The sequence below is a fragment of the Streptomyces sp. VNUA24 genome (genome assembly GCF_029167005.1).
Classification (GTDB): domain Bacteria; phylum Actinomycetota; class Actinomycetes; order Streptomycetales; family Streptomycetaceae; genus Streptomyces; species Streptomyces scabiei.
Map to the genome: position 1 here is coordinate 15,188 of NZ_CP119143.1, position 18,177 is coordinate 33,364.

Genomic DNA, 18,177 nt, shown 5'->3' on the forward strand with positions numbered 1-18,177 from the left:
TGTCCGTGAGGTGGAGTCGGCCCTTGTTGTAGGTGGTCAGCGGCAGGCCGCTCTTGTGCCGCAGGAGGACGCGGAAGAGGGCACGCATTTCTCTTCGTCAACCCACGGGACTTTCCGCACGGGGTCCACCGGGGCGGGTGCGTTCGGTGTTGTCGCTGCTCGCTGGGGGTTACTGATGAGTTGCGCGGTGACTGTCAGTGGGGGCCTTTAACGTGTGGCGGGTGAGTCTGACACAGTTCGGCCCGGTGTACTCCGGGCGGGCCAGTGCGGTCCGTGCTGGCGAGGTTGTCCTGAGCCTGGTGGCGTCAGGACTGGTAGGAATGCGCGGCTGGGCAGGGGTGCGCCGGCTTCAGCACCCCTATGACAGGAGTCTGCAGCTGGGGCTGGACCGGCTGGCCGCCTTGTGCGTGCGGGCAGGCAGCTCCCCTCCCGTGGGCGTGGCCGATCTGGTGGGCGTGTGGTGCGCCGAACGGCCGTTGGACTCCTGGCCCCTGGAATTCGATCCAGATGCGCAGGTGGGCGGGGAGCGGCTCCTGATCGGCGGGGAGCCGAGCGAGTTCTGTCTGGAGTGGGCGGTCGCGGCCAGGGACGTGGTGTCCGAGGTCCACGAGAGTGCGCTGGTCAAGCACATCAAGGACACGGCGGCCCTGCTGGGGCGGCCGGAGTTGTATGCGCAGTGGCGGCTGTTCGTCACCGAGCATGCGGTGCTGGGGCCCGAGGAGTTCCTGGTGGCGAAGAACGCGGTGCTGGATGTTCCGCAGTGGGCGACCTGGATGGAGGAGTCCTACGGGCCGGTGACGGCGGAGGCGTCGGCCGGCGGGCGTGTGGCGGTGTGCGGCGGATGCGGGCAGTGGATCGTCCCGCGGGCGGACGGCCGGGTGCGGTGCCGGGTGTGGCGGTGCGCTCAGCGGCACGACCTCCCGGAGCCGGACCGGGTGCAGGCGCGCGGCGCTAGGCGGCTGGAGCCGGAGCTGGTGAGGTTCGTGGCGCTGCCGGGCCGGCCGGAGCTGGATCTCGCGCGGCGGCTGGCGGCACGGGGGGCTCGGGTGGTGCTGTATCCGAAGCTGGACGCGCTGGACCTGGTGGCCGTATGGCTCGGCGGCTACAGCATCGGGGTGGACGTGAAGGACTGGCACAGTCCCTATCTGCTGGCCCGTCGGATCAAGACGTTCCCGAACTGGGGCGCCGGTGACCCTCACGCGTACCGCAAGGGGTATCTGGTCGTTCCGCACGACCGGCTGCGAGCCAACCGCAGCTACATGAGGATCCTCGCGCAGCGCAGCGAGGCGCTGAAGGCGCAGCCCCACATCGAGGTGGTCTGCGACGACGATCTGGTGGCGTCCTGCCCCGATCTGGGTACGGCTGGGGAGGTCGTCTGTGGCCCGTGATCGCAGTGGCTGGTACAAGAAGCTGGGGCACAAGCTGCGGCGGGCGGCCAAGAGCAACGGCCTGGGCCGCGTGGACGTGCGGCTGGTGGCGTCGGTGGAACTCGGGCTGTTCGCGCTGGAGTCGTGGGCGGATCAGGCGGCGGCCTCGGATGCCTGGGCGCTGATGGGCGGCTACGACTTCCGTACGCGTCGGCAGCGGGCGGTGCCGGCGTCGTCGTCGCTGCGGTGGCTGGTGGGCGAGCTGAAGAGTCCGAGCGAGTGGGGCAAGGCCCTCCAGGCGTATCAGGCGCTGCCGGAGCTGCTGCGGATGTTCGACGTGAAAGACCCGTCGCGGCCTCCCGAGCGGCGTCAGTCGTTGTCGGTGGCGTCCGACCGGGAGCAGGTGTATGCGCAGGCGTTGGCGGCGCTGCCGGCCCACCGTGAGCAGCGGGTGCGGCTGGCCGAGGAGGGGGTGCGCTACCGCATGGGGCGCGGGGACGCCGGTGTGGTGGTCCCGGAGGGGATGAGCCCCTCCCCCGCGCGGCGGCATCGTGCGGGACGGCGGTGCAAGCAGGTGACCTTGCGCTGGCCGGCGCTGACGGCGACCGCCGACCTGATGGATGCGGTGGACGCGCAGCTGGGCCTGCGCAACAACTGGCGCGGGCGGATCGACGACTTGTATCTGCTGGTGCGTCAGAGCGACGGCCGGCTGCGGAAGTCGAAGAAGCTGGTGCTGGCGGATGTGATGCACGTGGTGGGCATGCCGGCCGTCGGCAAGACCACGCTGATCACGGTCGCTGCGGTGTGGGCGTGTGCCGAGCCGCACCGCCGGCACACGCTGACGGTGGTCCTCGGGGACGTCGTGTCCGTTCTCGACATGGTCACCGCGCTGTGCCGGTACGGGGTGAGGGCGGCGCCGATCCTGGGAGCGGCCAACCGCGGCCGGCACCTGCAGCAGGTCCACCGCCCGGTGGACGCGCACGCCCGGGGCCTGGCACTGCTGGAGGACCCCCGGCTGCGGTGGATCTCCACCGAATGTGTCCTGCAGGGCCTGGCTGAGCTGACCGAGCCGCTGGCACTGAAGGACGCCCCCTGTTCGCACCGGCTGCGGCCGTGGAGCGGAGAGGGGCCGGACCAGCAGCAGCGGGAGGCGGCCGTGGGCTGTTCGCTGCTGCCGGTGTGCGGGCGGCACGAGGCCGCGCGGGAGCTGGTGGACGCCGCCGTGTGGGTGGCCACGCCGGCCAGCCTGCTGCACTGCCGGGTGCCCGAGCAGCTGTCGCAGCACGATCTGCGGTACCTGGAGCTGGCCTGGCAGCGCAGCGACGCGTTCGTCGTGGACGAGGCCGACCGGGTGCAGATCCAGTGGGACCAGGCGTTCAGCCCCTCGCAGTCGCTGGCCGGGCCGGGCGAGGACGCCTGGCTGGACGAGGTGCGGCCACTGTTCGAGCGGCACATGCGCCATACCCGCGGCCAGCACCTGTTCAGCGAACCGGTGCGGGACTGGTCTCTCGACATCAGCACGGCCGGACTGCTGGTGACCCACCTGCGCAATCTGCTCGCCGAGCACAGCCACGTGCGGGAATGGCTTGGCCAGGGATACTTCAACGAGTGGCGGCTGGCGGTGGGACTGGCCGGTGAGATCTCCCGCCGCCCGCGGCCGGCGCGGGAGAGCGGCGCCCTGCGGCGGGGGCAGCCGGCGCTGTGGGACTCGGACGAGGAGTGCCGTGCGCGGTGGCTGGCTGTGTTCGCCCAGTGGCTCGACGACCCGGCCGGCCGCTACGCGGGGGCGGATGCGTCCGTCGCGTTCCTGCGTGATCTGAGCGCACGCGGCTACCAGCCGCCCGGCCTGGTCACCCAGGACCTCGTGGAGTGGCTGCGCGGGCAGGACGACGTCGTGCTCACCGGGGAGCAGGCGCTGGAACGGCTGGCCGTGCGGTTCCAGGTCACCATGGTCGTCGCGCTGCTGGCGGGGAAGCTCGCCCTGCTGACCCGCGCCTGCTGGGAAGTGGAGATGGAGACCGGCCTGGAGGCCATGGGATCCAGCCTCGTGCACCGTCCGCCCGCGGAGTACCTGCCGCTGGTGCCGGAGTCCCCCATGGGCAATCTGCTGGGTTTCCAGTACCGGGAGCACGAGGGGGAGCTGGAACAGATCGGTACCCTGTCGTTCTTCCGCTGCTCGGGCATCGGCCGCTGGCTGCTGCTCAACCTCCCGCACCTGTATGAGGAGTCGGCCGGCGAGGAGGATGCGGGGCCGGCGTGCCTGCTGCTGTCGGCCACCAGCTGGGCGGGGAACTCTCCGCGTTACGACGTGCAGGTCCCCGTCGCAGGCATCCTGGCCTCCCGCACCGGCGACCGGGTGCCCCTGCACCAGCGGATCATGCTCACGTACCTGCCGGTCAGGATGCAGTCCTCCAGCGGGGCCGCGTACGCGGTGACCGTGTCGGGCAAGCAGGGCCAGGACCGTCTGGAGGCGCTGCGGGAACTTCTGGCGGGGCTGTGCCGGCAGCAGCCGGGCCTGCGCGGGCCGCGCAAGAGCCGCCTGGAGGAGATCCGCGACGAGCTGCCCGAGGGGCGCCGGCGGGTCCTGCTGCTGGTGGGCAGCTACCGGGAGGCCGAGGAAGTGCTGCGGCACCTGATCAGGATGCGGCCCGAATGGGCGGATCAGATTCTGCAGATGGTGCCCGACGACGACTCCGGCAGCCATCACTGGAGCGGGCGGACCATCGCCCGCGGCAACGTGCACGCGATGGCCAAGCAGCAGGACGCGTGGATCCTGATCGCGCCCCAGCTGGCCATCGAGCGCGGCCACAACATCCTCAACGACGACCACGTCGCCGCGCTGGGGGCCGCGTTCTACCTGGTCCGTCCGCACCTGCACCCCGAAGACCTCAGTTACCACGTGCAGACGATGAACCGGTGGGCGGTGGAGGAGATCCGCCGCACCGTTCCCTCGGCCGGCCCCGACACGGCGCTGGGCGAACGGGCGAGGATGTTCCGCGAACTGGCCCGCCGCACCTGGCTCGACCTGCTGGAGGGCACCCTGCAGTACCGGGCGACCGGCGCCCACTCGGCGCAGCGGCGTGCCATGGACTGGACGAACATCGTCCCGCTGGACCAGATCATCGGCCGGATGCTGCGCGGCGGGGCAACAGCCCACGTGTACTTCTGCGACGCCGCCTTCGACCCCAAACACGACGACAGCATGCTGGTCGGCATGCTCGACGCCCTCGACGAAGCCCTCGACGGCCCGGACGAGGCGATCGCCTCACCGCTGTACCGGCCCCTTCGGCAGTCCCTGCACACCCTCGTGGAGCAGCACCGTGCGCTATGACTTTCTGCAGCCCCTCTCTCTCGTCCTTGAGTCTTTCGCCGACCACCGCCTGGCGCGGTACTGGACGTGCGAGTTTCCCGCAACGTGGGCGCAGCCCCTGCGGGAAAAGGTCTTTCGGCCCGCCACCGCGGAGGACGAGAGCGAGGAGGAGAAGCGGGGCATTCCCCTGTGGGCGGTCAACGGCGCGATCGCCGCGCTGATGCCGCAGGTCCTGACCCACGACGCCCGCGCGCGGCGGGGCGAGATGTGGCTGGCCTGGGCGGCGAACGCGGACGAGAAGGCACCGGACCGCGCCCTGCTGGTGGAGTTCGTCAAGGGCGGGCTGATGGCGGCCGCGACGCACCGCAACCAGTTGGCGCAGCGCCGTGGGCGCCCCCCGGTCATCGACCTCACCGCCTTGGCCGCCGTCCTGGAGACCTTCCGCGGCGAAGACCTGACGTTCACGCGCAAGACCCTCAACCTGGGACCGGGCGCCGATCCGGAGAGCTCCGACTACACCCTGGTCCCGCACGCGCTGGCCACGCACCTGTGCCTGACGGACTGGCACGTCGTCCACGGCGAGCCGGCATCGGGCCCTGCGGCAGAGGAGAACGAGGAGGGCCCCGAGGACGAGGACGGGATGGCTGCCGGGAAAAGCGAGGAGGAGGGAGTGACGGCCCAGGCAGTGCACACGACCCGGTGGCGGCGTACGGCGGCCCGGGACGGGGCCGAGCTGGTGTCCTGGCCGCCGTATGTGTACGAGAGCAAGGGAGGGGTGCGTTATCCCTGGTCCTACACGCTGCGGCTGTCGGTGCAGACCAGGGGCCTGGAAGCGACGGCACAGCCGCGGCTGCACGTGCGGGTCGGGATGCGCCGCTGGGCCCGGTACAACGTGTTCGATGCGAAACGGAACATCGGCGTGCACCTGTTCTCCCCCTCCCCCTGGGCAGATGCCAGCAGCCCGTTCGGGCTCGCTTCCATGGCCTGGCATCGCGGGCCGGCCGGCAAGAAGCAGGGCTTCATGGGCTGGGCTGATGATCTGGTGCCCACGCTGGAGCGTCTGGGCTCGTTCGGCTTCCTGCCCGATCCCGCCGAGCTGGCGGGCGACCCGCTGGCCTTCCTGGAGCCCGGGACGGACGGTGAAGGACACCCCCGGGAACCCATCGCGGGTGTCCCCTACCGGCCCGGGCTGGGCAAGAACACCGGACACGCCGTCGGTGACGGCGTCTCCGCCAAGGACAAGTGGCGCATCTTCAGCCAGCTGGTGCCCGCTCTGAAGGGCTTCGCGGCGCTGGACGAGCCCCACGTACGCGTGCCGGTCCCCACCCGCGTACGCCCGACCGCGGAAGAGCTGCTGCGGATCGACCGCAGCGCACTCGCCACGGCCGCCGGGCCCCGGATCGAGATCGTCCTGTGGTGCGACACCACCACCATGCGCGACGAGGCGCTGAACGCCGTCGCGCTCGCGCTGGACCTGCCGCTGGACGCGGCGGACCAGCCCGAGCAGGTGCAGGCGTGGCGGCAGACCTTCACCCTGCCCGAACTCGAGGTGCTGCTGCGCGTGGAGCCGGTGGGCGCGATCGCCGACGATCTCGACCTGGACGAGAAGATCAAACGGCGCAGCGACCGGCTCAAGGACGCCGGCATCAGCCGCCAGGTACAGGTGCGCAAGCATCTCGGGCAGCCCGAACCGGGGGTGACGTCCCGCTTCGTGCTGGTGGAGATGCGTGGCGCCGACGGATTCACCTCCCTCGACCATGACCCGAAGATGACCGTGCGGGCCGGAGCGGCCACCTGCGGGGCGGTCACCCAGAACCTGCTGCCGCCTGCCGCGACCGCGCCGGACGGCGACGCCGAAGACGAAGACGGCGCTGAGGAAGAGAGCGCGAAGAGCCAGCGCGAGCGCACCCGCAGGGCGGTCGGTGACCTGCTGATCCGGCAGAGCGGCCTGATCAGGCCTCCAGCCCGACAGGGCACCACGGAGCATCCGCTGACCGACGTGGCGTGCCTGGGTCTGTGGGTGGTACGCCGCACCGGTGACTTCAGGACCGTCATGCCCCTGGCCGTGGCGAGCGTGCCCGACCGTCCGAACGTCCTGGTGCGTCTGCCCCATTCCGGCTGGCTCACCTACCATCAGGCCTCCGTCCAGCTGGCCGGGTGGAACCGTCCGCGCACGTTCGACAAGCCGGAGATCCAGGACTTCTTCGCCGACTGCGTGGCCGATTCCTGTGACGGCGGGGATCTCGCCCTGTTCACCCTGGCCCAGAACCTCCGCGCGGAATGCCCGGCGCTGACCAACCCGAAACTGGTCGCCGACCGGCTCGCGTTCCACGCCGACCGGCCTCTCGACGCCGACCGGTACAAGGGGCTGCGGCACATCCGGCTGCGCACCAACGTCCATGACGAGAGCGCGCAGCATTTCGCCTACGGCAAGGCCGGTCCGCAAGGCCGGGTGGGAGTGGGCGGCGGACTGTGGGCCAGCACCGACAACGACCGGCTGTTCTTCGCCACCGCCGACAAGCCCAAGACCGCAGGGCCCGGCAGCCCGGGCGGTTCCCGGCTGGAGCCACATCAGGGCAAGAACCGTGCCAAGGAGACCGTGTGGAAGGTCGACGTGTGCAAGGACGTGTGGAATCCTCAGCTGCTGGAACTGCTCGTGGCGGTCAAACAGAATGACGACTCGGCTGCGGCCTGGGCGGCTCTGGCTCATCAGCGCCGCTCCGCGGCCGCGCACTTCGCCGACCCGGTGACCCTGCCCATCGAACTGCACCTGGCCTACAAACTCGGCAGCGCGCTGCTGCCCTCCCACCAGCTCGAAACGATCGAGCAGCCGGAATCCTCATGACACCGCCGCCCGCACCGCCCACGCCGCACGGCGAGCAGCCCGGCGGCGCGGGCGGACAGGCGGAGGGGTTGAACGCGCGTCAGCAGGCCTATCTGGACGTGCTGTTCACGATCGACCAGGACAACGAACGCGCGCAGGCCCGCCGCTGGCACGCCACACGGGAGCGGCAGCCGGCCGAGCAGTGGCGGTGGATCACCTACGGTGTCGACCATCCGGCTGCCGAGGCCACCGCGGTCCAACAGCAGCTGGGCCTGCGGCATGTGCTCGATGCGGGCGCCGGTGCCACACTGGCCGCCCTGCAGCGGCGGGGGCTGATTGAGCTGCGGCGGGTGGCGCAGGACAGTGTGGCCGGCCCGGTGTGGCATATCCAGGTCCGCCTCACCCGCGCCGGGCGGACCGCCGGACGGGCCCTCCAACCGGCCTCTGCCGAGCAGGTACCCGACCCGCCGCTGCTCCCCGAGTGGCTGCAGGCAGCACTCAATGCTGTCGCCGCCGCCCCTCGGCAGACCCTCGCCAAGGTTGAGATCGGTCGGGTGGCGGCCCGCCGGCTCGGCCCTAGCGGGCACGGCTACATCGAGGACGCCAGCGCCTGGCAGTACCGCCTCACCGAAAGCGGCCGGGCGTACCTCGGCGCGTCCTCCGGTGGCGCACAGGACAAGAGCGACTGACACGACACCGTCGGCGCGGGCGTGCTGACCCTCTTCCACAGCGGAAGCGTCGCAGGGCGATCTACCTTCACACCCGTCTGGATCAGGTTGCTTGCTCCTGTCGCTCACAATCGAAATGCAGATGGACCGTCACCGGCAGGCGGCGAAGGCGGTGACCGTCGCTGAGCGTGGTCGGATCCATCGCAGTCTCCGGCTGTCCGCTCTCCATCGCTCACACCAGACGCTCTGTTCAGCGAGCTGACGGCGGTCGCTCATTGTCCGGTCCGTGTGCTGTGCTGAAGTGGACCGCTCCAGACTCAGACGCGTTAAACAGAACTGCACCGTTTGGGAGTTCACGGGCAAACTCCTTAGAGTCGTGTTGCGTAAGCAACCTGACGCGTGTCTGTAGTTGTTGCGAGAGACGCGGATCAAGCCAAGCCTGATAGGTGGTGTCCGCAAACAGCAGAAGATGTATTCCCAGCCGTCCGCCCGCCTCCGCGACTCGTTGCAGTGCGGTGCGCTGTTCCGGAACTAGCTGCAGGATTTGCGGGACTTCGTCTATGGCAACGATCAGGCGTGATAGCCGAGGTAATTCTGAATTCGTGAGGCATGCCCTCTCGAGCAACCTGATGTCGCGGAAGTTAGTCGCCACATCCAGCAGCCTCTGGCGATCCGTAATCTCGGTGTTGATCTTTTCAGCCAGGGACAGGGCTCTCGTGGGGGCTCCCCGTAGCCCGAGGAAGGCCGTGGTGGTCGAGCGATTCGTGTATCGGTGGAGCCTGCTGCGGCCGCTGTAATCGGCGAGGATGAACTCCATGCGGTCTCGATCAAGCTGGGTCAGTTGCTCTAGTACATGGTGCAGGAGTCCCCGGCGCGCGCTGGCCGGGCGGCCCTGGCACAGCAGGTGCGGCCCTTGTCTCTTGCCTTCCCTGCTCGCCAGGTCGAGTTGCACCGGTGCCCCGTCGGCATCAAATCCGAGGGTCACCGTCAGCTGGCTTTGCCCAGGCTGCTCCTGAACGAGGGCATTGAGGACGCGCAGCAACTCCTGTGCGGTCGGCCTCCGGTCTGGATCGCTCGTCAGGCAGGCTCGCAGACTATTGGCAAGGCCATGAGGGAGTTCCGGCGAGTTCAGGGCTTCGAGGAGTCCTTCGTTCGGGGGGAGGCCGGTCGCCGCCTCGACGAGGATGCAGCCGAGCGCGTAGATATCTCCGGCCTGCGTCGGATCGGCACCGTCCAGAAGCTCTGGGGCCCGGTAGCTTGTGCCTTGTCTGTACCGGGAGCGGTGTCGGCTGGCCAACCCGTCCACCGTGGCCGTCATCCAGCCCGCGATCTGCACCTCACGCCCTGCAATCAGCACGCTGTGTGGTGTCAGTGACCCGTGGACGAGCTTCTTGCGGTGCGCACTGGCCAGTCCGTTTGCGCATTGACGGGCCACCGTGAGTAATCCCGCCTCGTGCAGCAGGCCGTGCCGCTCGGCAAAGGCACGTAGGTCCGGCGCTGGCTGGGAGCCGTCCAGCGCGCATTCGACTGCCAGCCATGGCCGCTTGCGGCCGATGTCCCATGCCAGAAGCCGGGGGGCATGCCTACCCATCCGTTTCAGCGCCGCTACCTCTGCGGCCACCAGGTCCCGGGCGTGCGGTACTTCAGGCTGGCGGATGACGAGGATACGACCCTCGCCGTCGTGTGCCAGGAACAGCCCGATCCTCGACCAGCCGGACACATGCTCGGCGAACACCTCATAGGGCAGAGAGCCGGAACCGTCGAAGCGGGGGTCGGATACGGGCAGGCGCTGCCATCCCGTGGTGTCCGGATGCAGTTCGAACCCTGGCGGCATCTCCCGCAGGGGGCCAGGCGCTGGCGGGGCCGGTTCTGATGTGTCCGGAAGCGAGACCCCCAGTCGGCGCATCACCGTCTCATCCACCCATGCGAACGGTTGGCGACTGCTGGCCGTCACCCGCTCTGGTCCTTGAGGATGCGGCAGCCAGGCCGGGAATTCAGCGGATGATCCTGCCAGTTGTGTGAGCCGTTTCGTCACTGCACGTGTCGTGCGGACCAGGTCGGAGGGTGGCACGGTACCCAGCAGGACCTTCCGCGTCTCCTCCGTGAAGTCGAACTTTCGCTGGTGCGGCAGGTCCTCCGAGCCATCGACGCCGTGCATCAGGCCGCCGAGAAATACCTCGGCCAGGTGGGAGGTGTCAGCAGCCGGGCTCAGAGCATGCTGCACCAGCCGCATCACCGGCACGGGGAGCGGCGCCACCGCGGCCAGGTGCGCTGCGAGACGATACGCGTCCGGGGAAGCCGACTCACGGAATCTCAGGACGGCCGCTTCCGCGCGGGCGGTGCCGCTATGGACAGCCCCCTGCTGGGCGGCGGTTGCGGGCCCTGTGTCCGGCGGGGTCAGCAAGGGCAACACCGCGGTACCGCCTGCGGAGCCGATCAGATGAGCCCAGGCGCCCAGCGATGTCGAATCGGCGCCGAGCACGGGCACGGGCACACCGTCAAAGGGCGCCAGTGCAGGCGGCAACACAGGGTCCTCGATGTGCCAGGATCCGTTGGTCGCACCTCTGCGTCGCGTTGTAACCCGCCACGGCTGAGCGCCGATTCCGGAGCCTGGCCGTAGCCGCGGCGGCAGTACGTGCAGCAGGACCGTCGGGCCGATTGCGGCCGAACGAAACAGGGCGGCGTGCATCTTGCCGTCCCGCCACGCCCTGCCCACGCCATCGCTGACAACGAGCAGCAGAGTGTTGCCCGAGGGGTCGAGCACCGTGGACATCGGTAGCGTGGCGGTGCGTGCACAGAACGGGCGCTGGCTCAGCAGAGGACCATCCGGGCTGCGACTGTCCAGGCCGTGCACACGTACGTGGCGAAAGGCTCCGCAGCGTTCCATCAGCGTTCTGATCTCGCCCGCGAGCCGCTGCCACAGCAGCATAGAGACGCCGTCGTCGACAAGGACTGCCAGATCCAGCCACCGGGTCCTGGCAGGGTGTAGCACCGCCTGCGGCATGCCGGTCTCGGCCATCGCCGTGACCGTAGCCTCGACGTCGAGTTCTGTGCGCAGCACGTCAGGGCGCCAGTGCTTGAGCGGACGGAGCGATCGGCCGAGGCGCAGTTCGGCGCTGCCGAGCGCCTTCATTCCTGGGGTGCGTACGGCTATCCCGGGCCGGTCTGCGCTGGCTGGCTGCTGATGTGCGGCTGCAGGAGCAGCGTGCAGGGTGCTTTGCGGTGCGGGGCGGTGTTCTGGGCCAACGGGCGCTGCGTTGTGATGCGAGTCGTCCAGCGAACCGGAGGGCTGGTGGGGAGCAGCACCAGTGGCTGGCCCGCCGAGCGTCTGGGCGGTGGCCCCAGCAACAGCCGCGTGTGCCAGCGCGGCGGCCGCTGCCGGGGGCAGGCGCGCCGCCAGCCACAAGACGTCGAGCAGTTCCTCGGCGTCCAGTTCCTCGCCGCTGCCGGACAGGATGTTTCGAACTTGCTCCAGCACCGGCGGCTACACCGTCCTGCCGAGACGGTGCAGCACCGCGTCGAGCAACCCCTCGGCGTCCAGTTCGACCCCGCCCCGACGCAGGAAGACGGCGTTGAGCAGTTGGTCGGTTGCGAGTTCGCCCCTGGCCCTGCGGGCGAGGAACGCCCGCATGAGGTCGTCCACGCCCTCCATGTCGGCGTCGGTGCCGTCGGGGTTCAGATGCGCCGAGATGATGGCGCGCAGCCGGTCCTCGTCCGGTTCCGGCAGGTCCAGCCGTACGCACCGGCGCAGGAACGCTGGCGGGAAATCGCGTTCACCGTTGCTGGTGATCACGACGATGGGGAACTCGGAGCAGCGGACCCGACCGCGAACGACATCTGTCGAGGCATCGGGGTCGGCCGTCATCACCCGTACCAGGCTTTGTTCTTCGGGGAGACGTGCCAGTTCCGGGATCTCGAATTCACCCTCCTCGAAGACGTTGAGCAGGTCGTTCGGCAGGTCGACGTCGCCCTTGTCCAGCTCGTCCACGAGCAGCACCCGCGGCGGCGCGGACGGCACGAGCGCTGTGCCAAGAGGGCCGAGGCGCACGTACGAGCCGATGCCGGGTTCCTCGGCCGGCGCCTTGTGCCCCTCATGCGGCCCGCGGCGCATGTTCGTCTCCCGCAGCCGGCCGATGGCGTCGTAGCGGTAGAGCGCTTCCTGGAGGGTGGTGCGGCTGTTGACCGGCCAGTGCAGGACGCGCCCCAGGGACAGCTCATGGGCGACGGCATGCGCCAGGGATGACTTGCCGGTTCCCGGGTGGCCCGTCACCAGCAGGGGCCTGCGCAGCAGCAGTGCGGCGTTGACGACGTCCACCTCTGCCTCGCCGATGAGATACGGCCGCTCGCGGCGGGAGCCTTCCGCCCCTGTGCTGCCGAACCGGCGCCAGGGCGGGGCTGCCGGGAAGGTGATGCTGCGGGTCAGGCCGTCTCCCTTGAACAGCCGCCAGTCGTTGCCGGTCCCGTCGCCGCTTGCGTCGTGTTGCCCCGAAGGTTCGTGGACCGTCATCGAGGTGTCCGCTCCTTGGTTGTGGCTTGGTTCGTTAGCTGTACGCCGCTGGGCCAGCCCTGTCATGAGGGGTCTGCCAGGGCGAGCGGGCCGGGCAGCGGCAGCTCGTCGTCGTCCCATACCAGCGCGGGCCTTGCGGCCGACGACTGCGCGGAACCGAAGGCGGCCGCGCGGAACTCCTGGAGTCGCTGCGGCAGTTTGTGCAGCGCCCCCGTGGGGTCGAGGTCATCCAGCCGGCCCGCGTCCTCATGGGATGAGGCTGCCCGGTCCCACAGCACGACTGGGACCCCCATGGCCAGACAGACGGACAGAAGGGGATCCCGCTGCATGGATGATCCGTGCAGCACGACCCGCGCGGTGTTCCGGTAGGGAGTCTTCAGCAGTTCGTAGAGCTTCTGAGGGTCGACGGAAGGCTCGTCGACGACGAGGGCACCCGGCTCTCCGGCCGCCCACCGTCTACGCATCTCGCTCTCCCTGGCGGAGGAACGGCTGGTGATCTCGGGGCACCGCAGGGCGACCTGGTACCTGATACCAAGAGGCAGGCTAAGTTCGGGGAAGGCATCACCGAGCTCACTGCCTGTTTCCCAGGTGTCAACGGGGATCTGGAGGCTGCGGGGTCCGACGACGACGTCCACCTGCGTTGCTGGGTCGTCGCCCTCGCCTGGGCATCCCTCCACCGTCTCGCGTATGAACCGGCCGATTTCGTCGGGTGCCAGCGGGCCTTTCGTCATGGTCACCGTCGTTCTCGTCCCATCCCCGCGAAACAGCCAGAGTTCGCAGAGGTAGTGTCCCGGGGCGTCCGGTCCAGCCTCGGTCAGGCGGGTGACGACCCGGGCGACTGGTGAGGGGCGGTGCGAGGCCCATGCCTCCGCGTCGGCACGTCGCTCTGCCAGAGCCCCGCGGCTGATTCCCAGCCGACTGGCGACCTGGTCGCACCATTCGTGCAGGATGACGCGGCTGTCGGTGTCGGTTGCGGCGGCCACGAATGCGGCAAGTCTGAGCAGGGCCGGCACGGGAGTCGAACCTGCATTCCCGGCGGGGCCGTCGGGGTAGTCCTCCAGGCTCCACACCACTCCGTCGAGTTCCGTCTGCGTCAGCCGGGCGGTTCTCGCCAGGGGACTCGGGAGTTCCATGAACCGCAGCGCCTCGCGGGCAGCGCGCGGGATCAGGGCGGGATCGGCTGCGGTGACCGTACGAAGCACCGCGAGCAGCCGCTGGTGCTCGTTAACGGACAACAGCCTGATGTTCTTCTCTAGGCGGCCAAGCGCCAGGAGGCCGCTCAGCGCCTGTCGGGCGGCATCGTGATTTTGAATCGTGGGCGCAAGTGACTCAGTCAGCGTGGCCAGCGCCCGGTCTTCGGCCAGCAGCAGGGCGGCCAGCTCGTCCAGCGTGGGAGTCGAGGAGTCGTCAGCGGGCGGGGGCACACAGCCGATACCGACCGCCAGGGCACGGCAGTGATCGGCGCGCCTGACTGGATCGTCCAGCAGGGCGCGCAGCGCGGCGACCAGTAACTGTGCTGTTCTCGACGTCTCCTGCGGCCCTTCCTGCTCTGCGTCGCCCAGGGTGACTACCGCGCACTCGTCGAGAACGTCGCTCGCTCCCGCGCGGGCCAGTTCCTCCCTTACGGTCTGCCACGGCACCGCCCAGCTGCGGCGGACGGTCATCTGCGGCTGCAGCGGTCCCGGGCCGGGCATCACATGGGCCACGACGAGCCCTGCGACCGTCGAGTCGGCCCGTACCCACAGAGGGCCGCCGCTGTATCCAGGTCCGATAGCGGCCCCGGTCAGCTGTCCATCCAGGTAACGACAGCCGTCGTCCTCGGGTCCAGCTACGGTGTCAGCGTAGGTGATGGACGCTCCGCCGCCGTGCCAGGCTCGCAGCCCCAGTCCTTCCCGCATCTCCCGCCACACCACGGGCCTGGTCCAGTCGGGGGCGGGCTCGTCGAGTTCCAGCACGGCGAGGTCGCCGTCCCATACAACCCCGGAGGTGCGCTGTTGCGGGGGCAGCCAGACCGACAGCCGGGCGATCCCGAGACCAGTCGTTCCAGAACCGTGGAACGCAACGTTCAGGGCATGATCCCGCTCCGGCTGCTCGGTGCTCCATAAGTCGCGTCCGAGCGCATCGTTGACGACATGGGCGCAGGTCAGTACCCGGTTTGATGACAGGAGTGCGGCGGCGCCCGCAGCCTTGTCATCACCCACACGCAGCAGCGCAGTATGCGAACCAGGCGATGTCCGGCGACGGAACCAGCCCATTCTCAACCCTGGACGGGATCGGCGGTGGTCTGCTGCTGCCAGGTCGCACTCACAGTCATGGTTGCCTTGCCATTGATGCCGACGATGCCCAGCTTGAGGTCCTGGCCGATCTGAATGCCGAATTCAACCTTGAGCTCATGCGGCGCGTTCTCGGTGCCTGCAACCGCGCCGTGGACCTCCTCCAGGAGTTGCCCCAGCGGGCGCAGTGTTGCTCGCAGGGCATCCGTTGCGAGCGCAGCCGTCCGTCCGCCACGCGCCACTGGAGTGGTGATACCGAATCCCTCGGGTAGGTCCGGTGCCGGTGACGTCTCGGCACGAAGGAGATCTGCTGCCGGCTCTCCGGCGTCGGACAGCTCCACACGCAACGCGGCGCCAGCCAGATCGAGTTCAAGGTATTCGGGCATGACCGTATTCTGCCCGACCGAGGCTTCCGCTGCCTCGCCAGACATGTGCACTCCTATGCGCTGAGGCCGGCTCGTCGATCGTCTGAGTTTGCCTCACCCTCACCTCATAGGGCCGCGCTGCACTTCTCTTCTCGCCTGTCCGGGGAATTCATCTTGTGACACAGATCACGTGAAGGTGCCGCAGGGGTGCACCAGCTACAGCATCAGCAACCAGACCGGCAGCGCCCAAGCCATCGGCCCCTCCCCGGGGGTGGAGAATTCTCACCCGCGGTCTACTTCTTCCACAAGATCATCTACTGACCCGCCGCTGCCCAGCCTCCCGCAGCCGGCACATCCGGCGTGCGAATCCGTGTCCGGGCCCGGCCTGCGGCCGTGCACACCATGCCCGGCTCGATCACGGCCTCGCCCAGGGTGGCCGGCGAGCGGACCCTTCCCACTCGCCGACCCGAAGCGGGCTCCCGGCCGTCTCGCCGACGTCCCGGCAGAAGGTCCGGCGCACATGCCGACGGACGGGATGTCATCCATGGCGCCTCCGGCGGCCGTGCGATGCATCCCGTCCCGCGGCGGGATGTCACGGGCCGCTCCGGGGTCTATGAGCCGAGCGGCTGGCGCAGGTCCAGGTAGCAGCGCAGCCGTACACCGGGCTGGCCCGGGTCGCGCGTGACACGGTCTGCGGTCGCCGTCGCCCACTGTGCGGCGAGAGCCTCCTGGAGGGCGAGCGCGGTCGTGGCGTCGGCGGCCGTGATGTCGACGACGGCCAACCCGGGCTCTTGCACGTGCACTTCGTTGATCGGGTTCATGTACGGCACTACGTCCTGGCGGCGGGCGGGGTTTCGCTGATGCATCAGCATCACCCGACCGAGTAGCGGCTGCCCCGGCTCCGATCCTGTGCCAGGTCCTTCATGGCGTGCTGCACTTCACACGCCCGGGAGGCATCAACGAGGGAACAGGCAGGGGCAGTTCGCTGTTCATGTGTACGTGGCTGCGAAGGGGACAGTGTCCCCGGGCCTCACCTATAGCCCATGGGGACGATCGTTCGGCTGAAGCCCCATGGAGCACTTCGCCGAGAGGCGACCGCCCTCCGCACGCCACCACCCACGGCCCCGGCTGGCCTCCCCCGTCCAGCCGGGGCTTACTGCTGCCCGGTTCCCATGCCCGCGCCGCTACGGGAGCAGGAGCCGTGATCCAGCTGCGGCCTGTGTCTGCCCGCGAGTGCCCTCCAATCTGCGCTACTGGCACGGGATGCGGCAGGACGGTGACCGGGAGGCAGCGGACCGAGTGGAACAGGCTCTGCTCGGCTCTGCTTTTCGTCGTCGTGGACCGCCGACCACGACGCGTTGTCGCTGTCATGGTCAACAATGTCGCAGGAACTGTCCCGGCGAGTCCATGTCGCCGGGTGCCGGGACGACGGGCCCGTGACCAGGTGTTCAGTCTGGCCTGGGCCAGGGAGCCGTGGTGGAGGCTCAGGGGCGGCCCAGGGCGCGGAAGGTCCAGCCGGCCTCGCGCCAGCGGGCGGGGTTGAGGGTGCCGCGGCCGTCGATGACCTTCGGGGTGGTGACGCGGGCGGCGAGGCGGTGCGGGTCGACGTGGGAGAACTGCGGCCACTCGGTCAGGTGCAGGAGCAGATCGGCGTCCTGGGCGGCGGCGATGGGGTCGTCGGCGTAGTCGAGTTCGGGGTGGGCTTTGCGGGCGTTGTCGAGGGCCTTCGGGTCGGTGACGGTGACGCTTGCGCCGAGTTCGTGGAGTTTCTGGGCGACGGCGAGGGCGGGCGAGTCACGGATGTCGTCGGTGTCGGGCTTGAAGGCGGCGCCCCAGACGGTGATCCGCTTGCCGTTGAGGTTGTCGCCGGCCTGTTCGCGGGCGAGGTCGACCATGCGCTCGCGGCGCCGGTTGTTGATCGCGTCGACCTCGCGGAGGATCGTCAGGGCCTGGCCGGCGCCGAGTTCGCCGGCGCGGGCCATGAACCCGCGGAGGTCCTTGGGCAGGCAGCCGCCGCCGAAGCCGAGGCCGGGACGCATCCCGCGTCGGCCGATCCGTGCGTCGTGGCCGAGGATGTCGGCGAGCTGGCCGACGTCGGCGCCGGATGCCTCGCAGATTTCGGCGATGGCGTTGATGAAGGAGATCTTCGTGGCGAGGAAGGCGTTCGCGGAGGCTTTGGCGAGTTCGGCGGTGGCCCAGTCGGTGACGATCGTCGGCGTCCCCGCCTCGATGATCTTCTCGAAGCACTGCCGCAGCACCGCCTCGGCCCAGGAGTGCTCGGTGGCGAAGCCGAGGACGAGACGGTCTGGGCGCAGGGTGTCCTCGACGGCGAACGACTCGCGCAGGAACTCCGGGTTCCAGGCGACCTCGACAGCGTCCCCGGCGGGCGCGAACTCGTGCAGCAGGTCGCGGACGCAGGGTGCGGTGCCGACCGGGACGGTCGACTTCACCGCGATGACCGCCGGGTGTGTGAGGCGGGGCGCGAGCTGGCGGACGGCTGTGAAGAGATGGGTGAGGTCGTAGGCGTGCTCGCCGGGTTGCTGGGGTGTGCCGACGCCGATGAAGTGCAGGTCGGCGAAGGCGGCGGCCTCGGCGTAGGAGGTGGTGAACTTCAGGCGGCCGGAGGCGGTGTGGCGGGCCAGCATCTCGTCGAGGCCGCGTTCGTGGAAGGGTGCTTTGCCGGAGCCCAGGGTGTGGACCTTGTCGATGTCGCAGTCCATGCCGAGGACCTCGTGGCCGAGTTCGGCCATGCAGGCCGCGTGGGTGGCGCCGAGGTAGCCGCAGCCGACGACGGTGAGTTTCATGAGCGGGTTCCTTCGTGAGGGGTGGGGGCCGCCGGCGGGCCCCACCCCTCGCTCCGCCC

Annotated in this window: 10 protein-coding genes; 4 read left to right on the plus strand and 6 right to left on the minus strand. The window is 69.5% G+C overall.

Annotated elements, in window-relative coordinates; genetic code table 11:
- Nucleotides 1-299 precede the first annotated feature (299 nt).
- The 4 genes from PYR72_RS00050 to PYR72_RS00065 are packed head-to-tail and all read left to right on the plus strand — an operon-like array spanning nt 300 to nt 8,190.
- Nucleotides 300-1,388 (plus strand): hypothetical protein, encoded by a 1,089-nt coding sequence (locus PYR72_RS00050; protein ID WP_275460301.1) that lies wholly within the window; start codon nt 300-302, stop codon nt 1,386-1,388.
- On the plus strand, nt 1,378-4,698 hold the full coding sequence (locus PYR72_RS00055) for a hypothetical protein (RefSeq protein WP_275453200.1): 3,321 nt from the start codon (nt 1,378-1,380) through the stop codon (nt 4,696-4,698). The genes PYR72_RS00050 and PYR72_RS00055 overlap by 11 nt, the downstream gene beginning before the upstream one ends.
- A complete protein-coding gene (locus tag PYR72_RS00060) occupies nt 4,688-7,522 on the plus strand; it encodes an RNaseH domain-containing protein (RefSeq protein ID WP_275453201.1) in 2,835 nt (944 codons plus the stop codon). The genes PYR72_RS00055 and PYR72_RS00060 overlap by 11 nt, the downstream gene beginning before the upstream one ends.
- The gene (locus PYR72_RS00065) at nt 7,519-8,190 is read left to right on the plus strand and encodes a hypothetical protein (RefSeq protein ID WP_275453202.1); all 672 of its coding nucleotides are present in this window, start codon (nt 7,519-7,521) and stop codon (nt 8,188-8,190) included. Before PYR72_RS00060 ends, PYR72_RS00065 begins: the two co-directional genes overlap by 4 nt.
- 229 nt (nt 8,191-8,419) lie before the next feature.
- Here PYR72_RS00065 and PYR72_RS00070 read toward each other — a convergent pair whose 3' ends face one another.
- From PYR72_RS00070 to PYR72_RS00095, 6 genes are all read right to left on the minus strand, one after another.
- Nucleotides 8,420-11,647: an SAV_2336 N-terminal domain-related protein gene (locus PYR72_RS00070; RefSeq protein ID WP_275453203.1), complete on the minus strand. Its 3,228-nt coding sequence runs from the start codon at nt 11,645-11,647 to the stop codon at nt 8,420-8,422.
- Nucleotides 11,648-11,653: 6 nt separating this feature from the next.
- Nucleotides 11,654-12,676, minus strand: coding sequence for an AAA family ATPase (locus tag PYR72_RS00075; RefSeq protein WP_275453204.1), 1,023 nt, complete (start codon nt 12,674-12,676; stop codon nt 11,654-11,656).
- Between the two features lie 62 nt (nt 12,677-12,738).
- The gene (locus PYR72_RS00080) at nt 12,739-14,877 is read right to left on the minus strand and encodes a hypothetical protein (protein ID WP_275453205.1); all 2,139 of its coding nucleotides are present in this window, start codon (nt 14,875-14,877) and stop codon (nt 12,739-12,741) included.
- 56 nt (nt 14,878-14,933) lie between these two features.
- Nucleotides 14,934-15,380 (minus strand): CU044_2847 family protein, encoded by a 447-nt coding sequence (locus PYR72_RS00085; RefSeq protein ID WP_275453206.1) that lies wholly within the window; start codon nt 15,378-15,380, stop codon nt 14,934-14,936.
- Nucleotides 15,381-15,925: 545 nt separating this feature from the next.
- Complete coding sequence (locus PYR72_RS00090) at nt 15,926-16,180, minus strand: DUF6207 family protein (RefSeq protein ID WP_275453207.1); 255 nt, start codon at nt 16,178-16,180, stop codon at nt 15,926-15,928.
- Between the two features lie 618 nt (nt 16,181-16,798).
- Nucleotides 16,799-18,118 carry a UDP-glucose/GDP-mannose dehydrogenase family protein gene (locus PYR72_RS00095; protein ID WP_275453208.1) on the minus strand — a complete coding sequence of 440 codons (1,320 nt, stop codon included), beginning with the start codon at nt 18,116-18,118 and terminating at the stop codon, nt 16,799-16,801.
- Nucleotides 18,119-18,177 lie beyond the last annotated feature (59 nt).

Bases quoted from the DNA above. Each gene is read 5' to 3' on its own strand.
- PYR72_RS00065 (WP_275453202.1), top strand. From the start codon at position 7,519: ATGACACCGCCGCCCGCACCGCCCACGCCGCACGGCGAGCAGCCCGGC.
- PYR72_RS00075 (WP_275453204.1), bottom strand. From the start codon at position 12,676: ATGACGGTCCACGAACCTTCGGGGCAACACGACGCAAGCGGCGACGGG.
- PYR72_RS00085 (WP_275453206.1), bottom strand. From the start codon at position 15,380: ATGTCTGGCGAGGCAGCGGAAGCCTCGGTCGGGCAGAATACGGTCATG.
- PYR72_RS00090 (WP_275453207.1), bottom strand. From the start codon at position 16,180: ATGCATCAGCGAAACCCCGCCCGCCGCCAGGACGTAGTGCCGTACATG.
- PYR72_RS00095 (WP_275453208.1), bottom strand. From the start codon at position 18,118: ATGAAACTCACCGTCGTCGGCTGCGGCTACCTCGGCGCCACCCACGCG.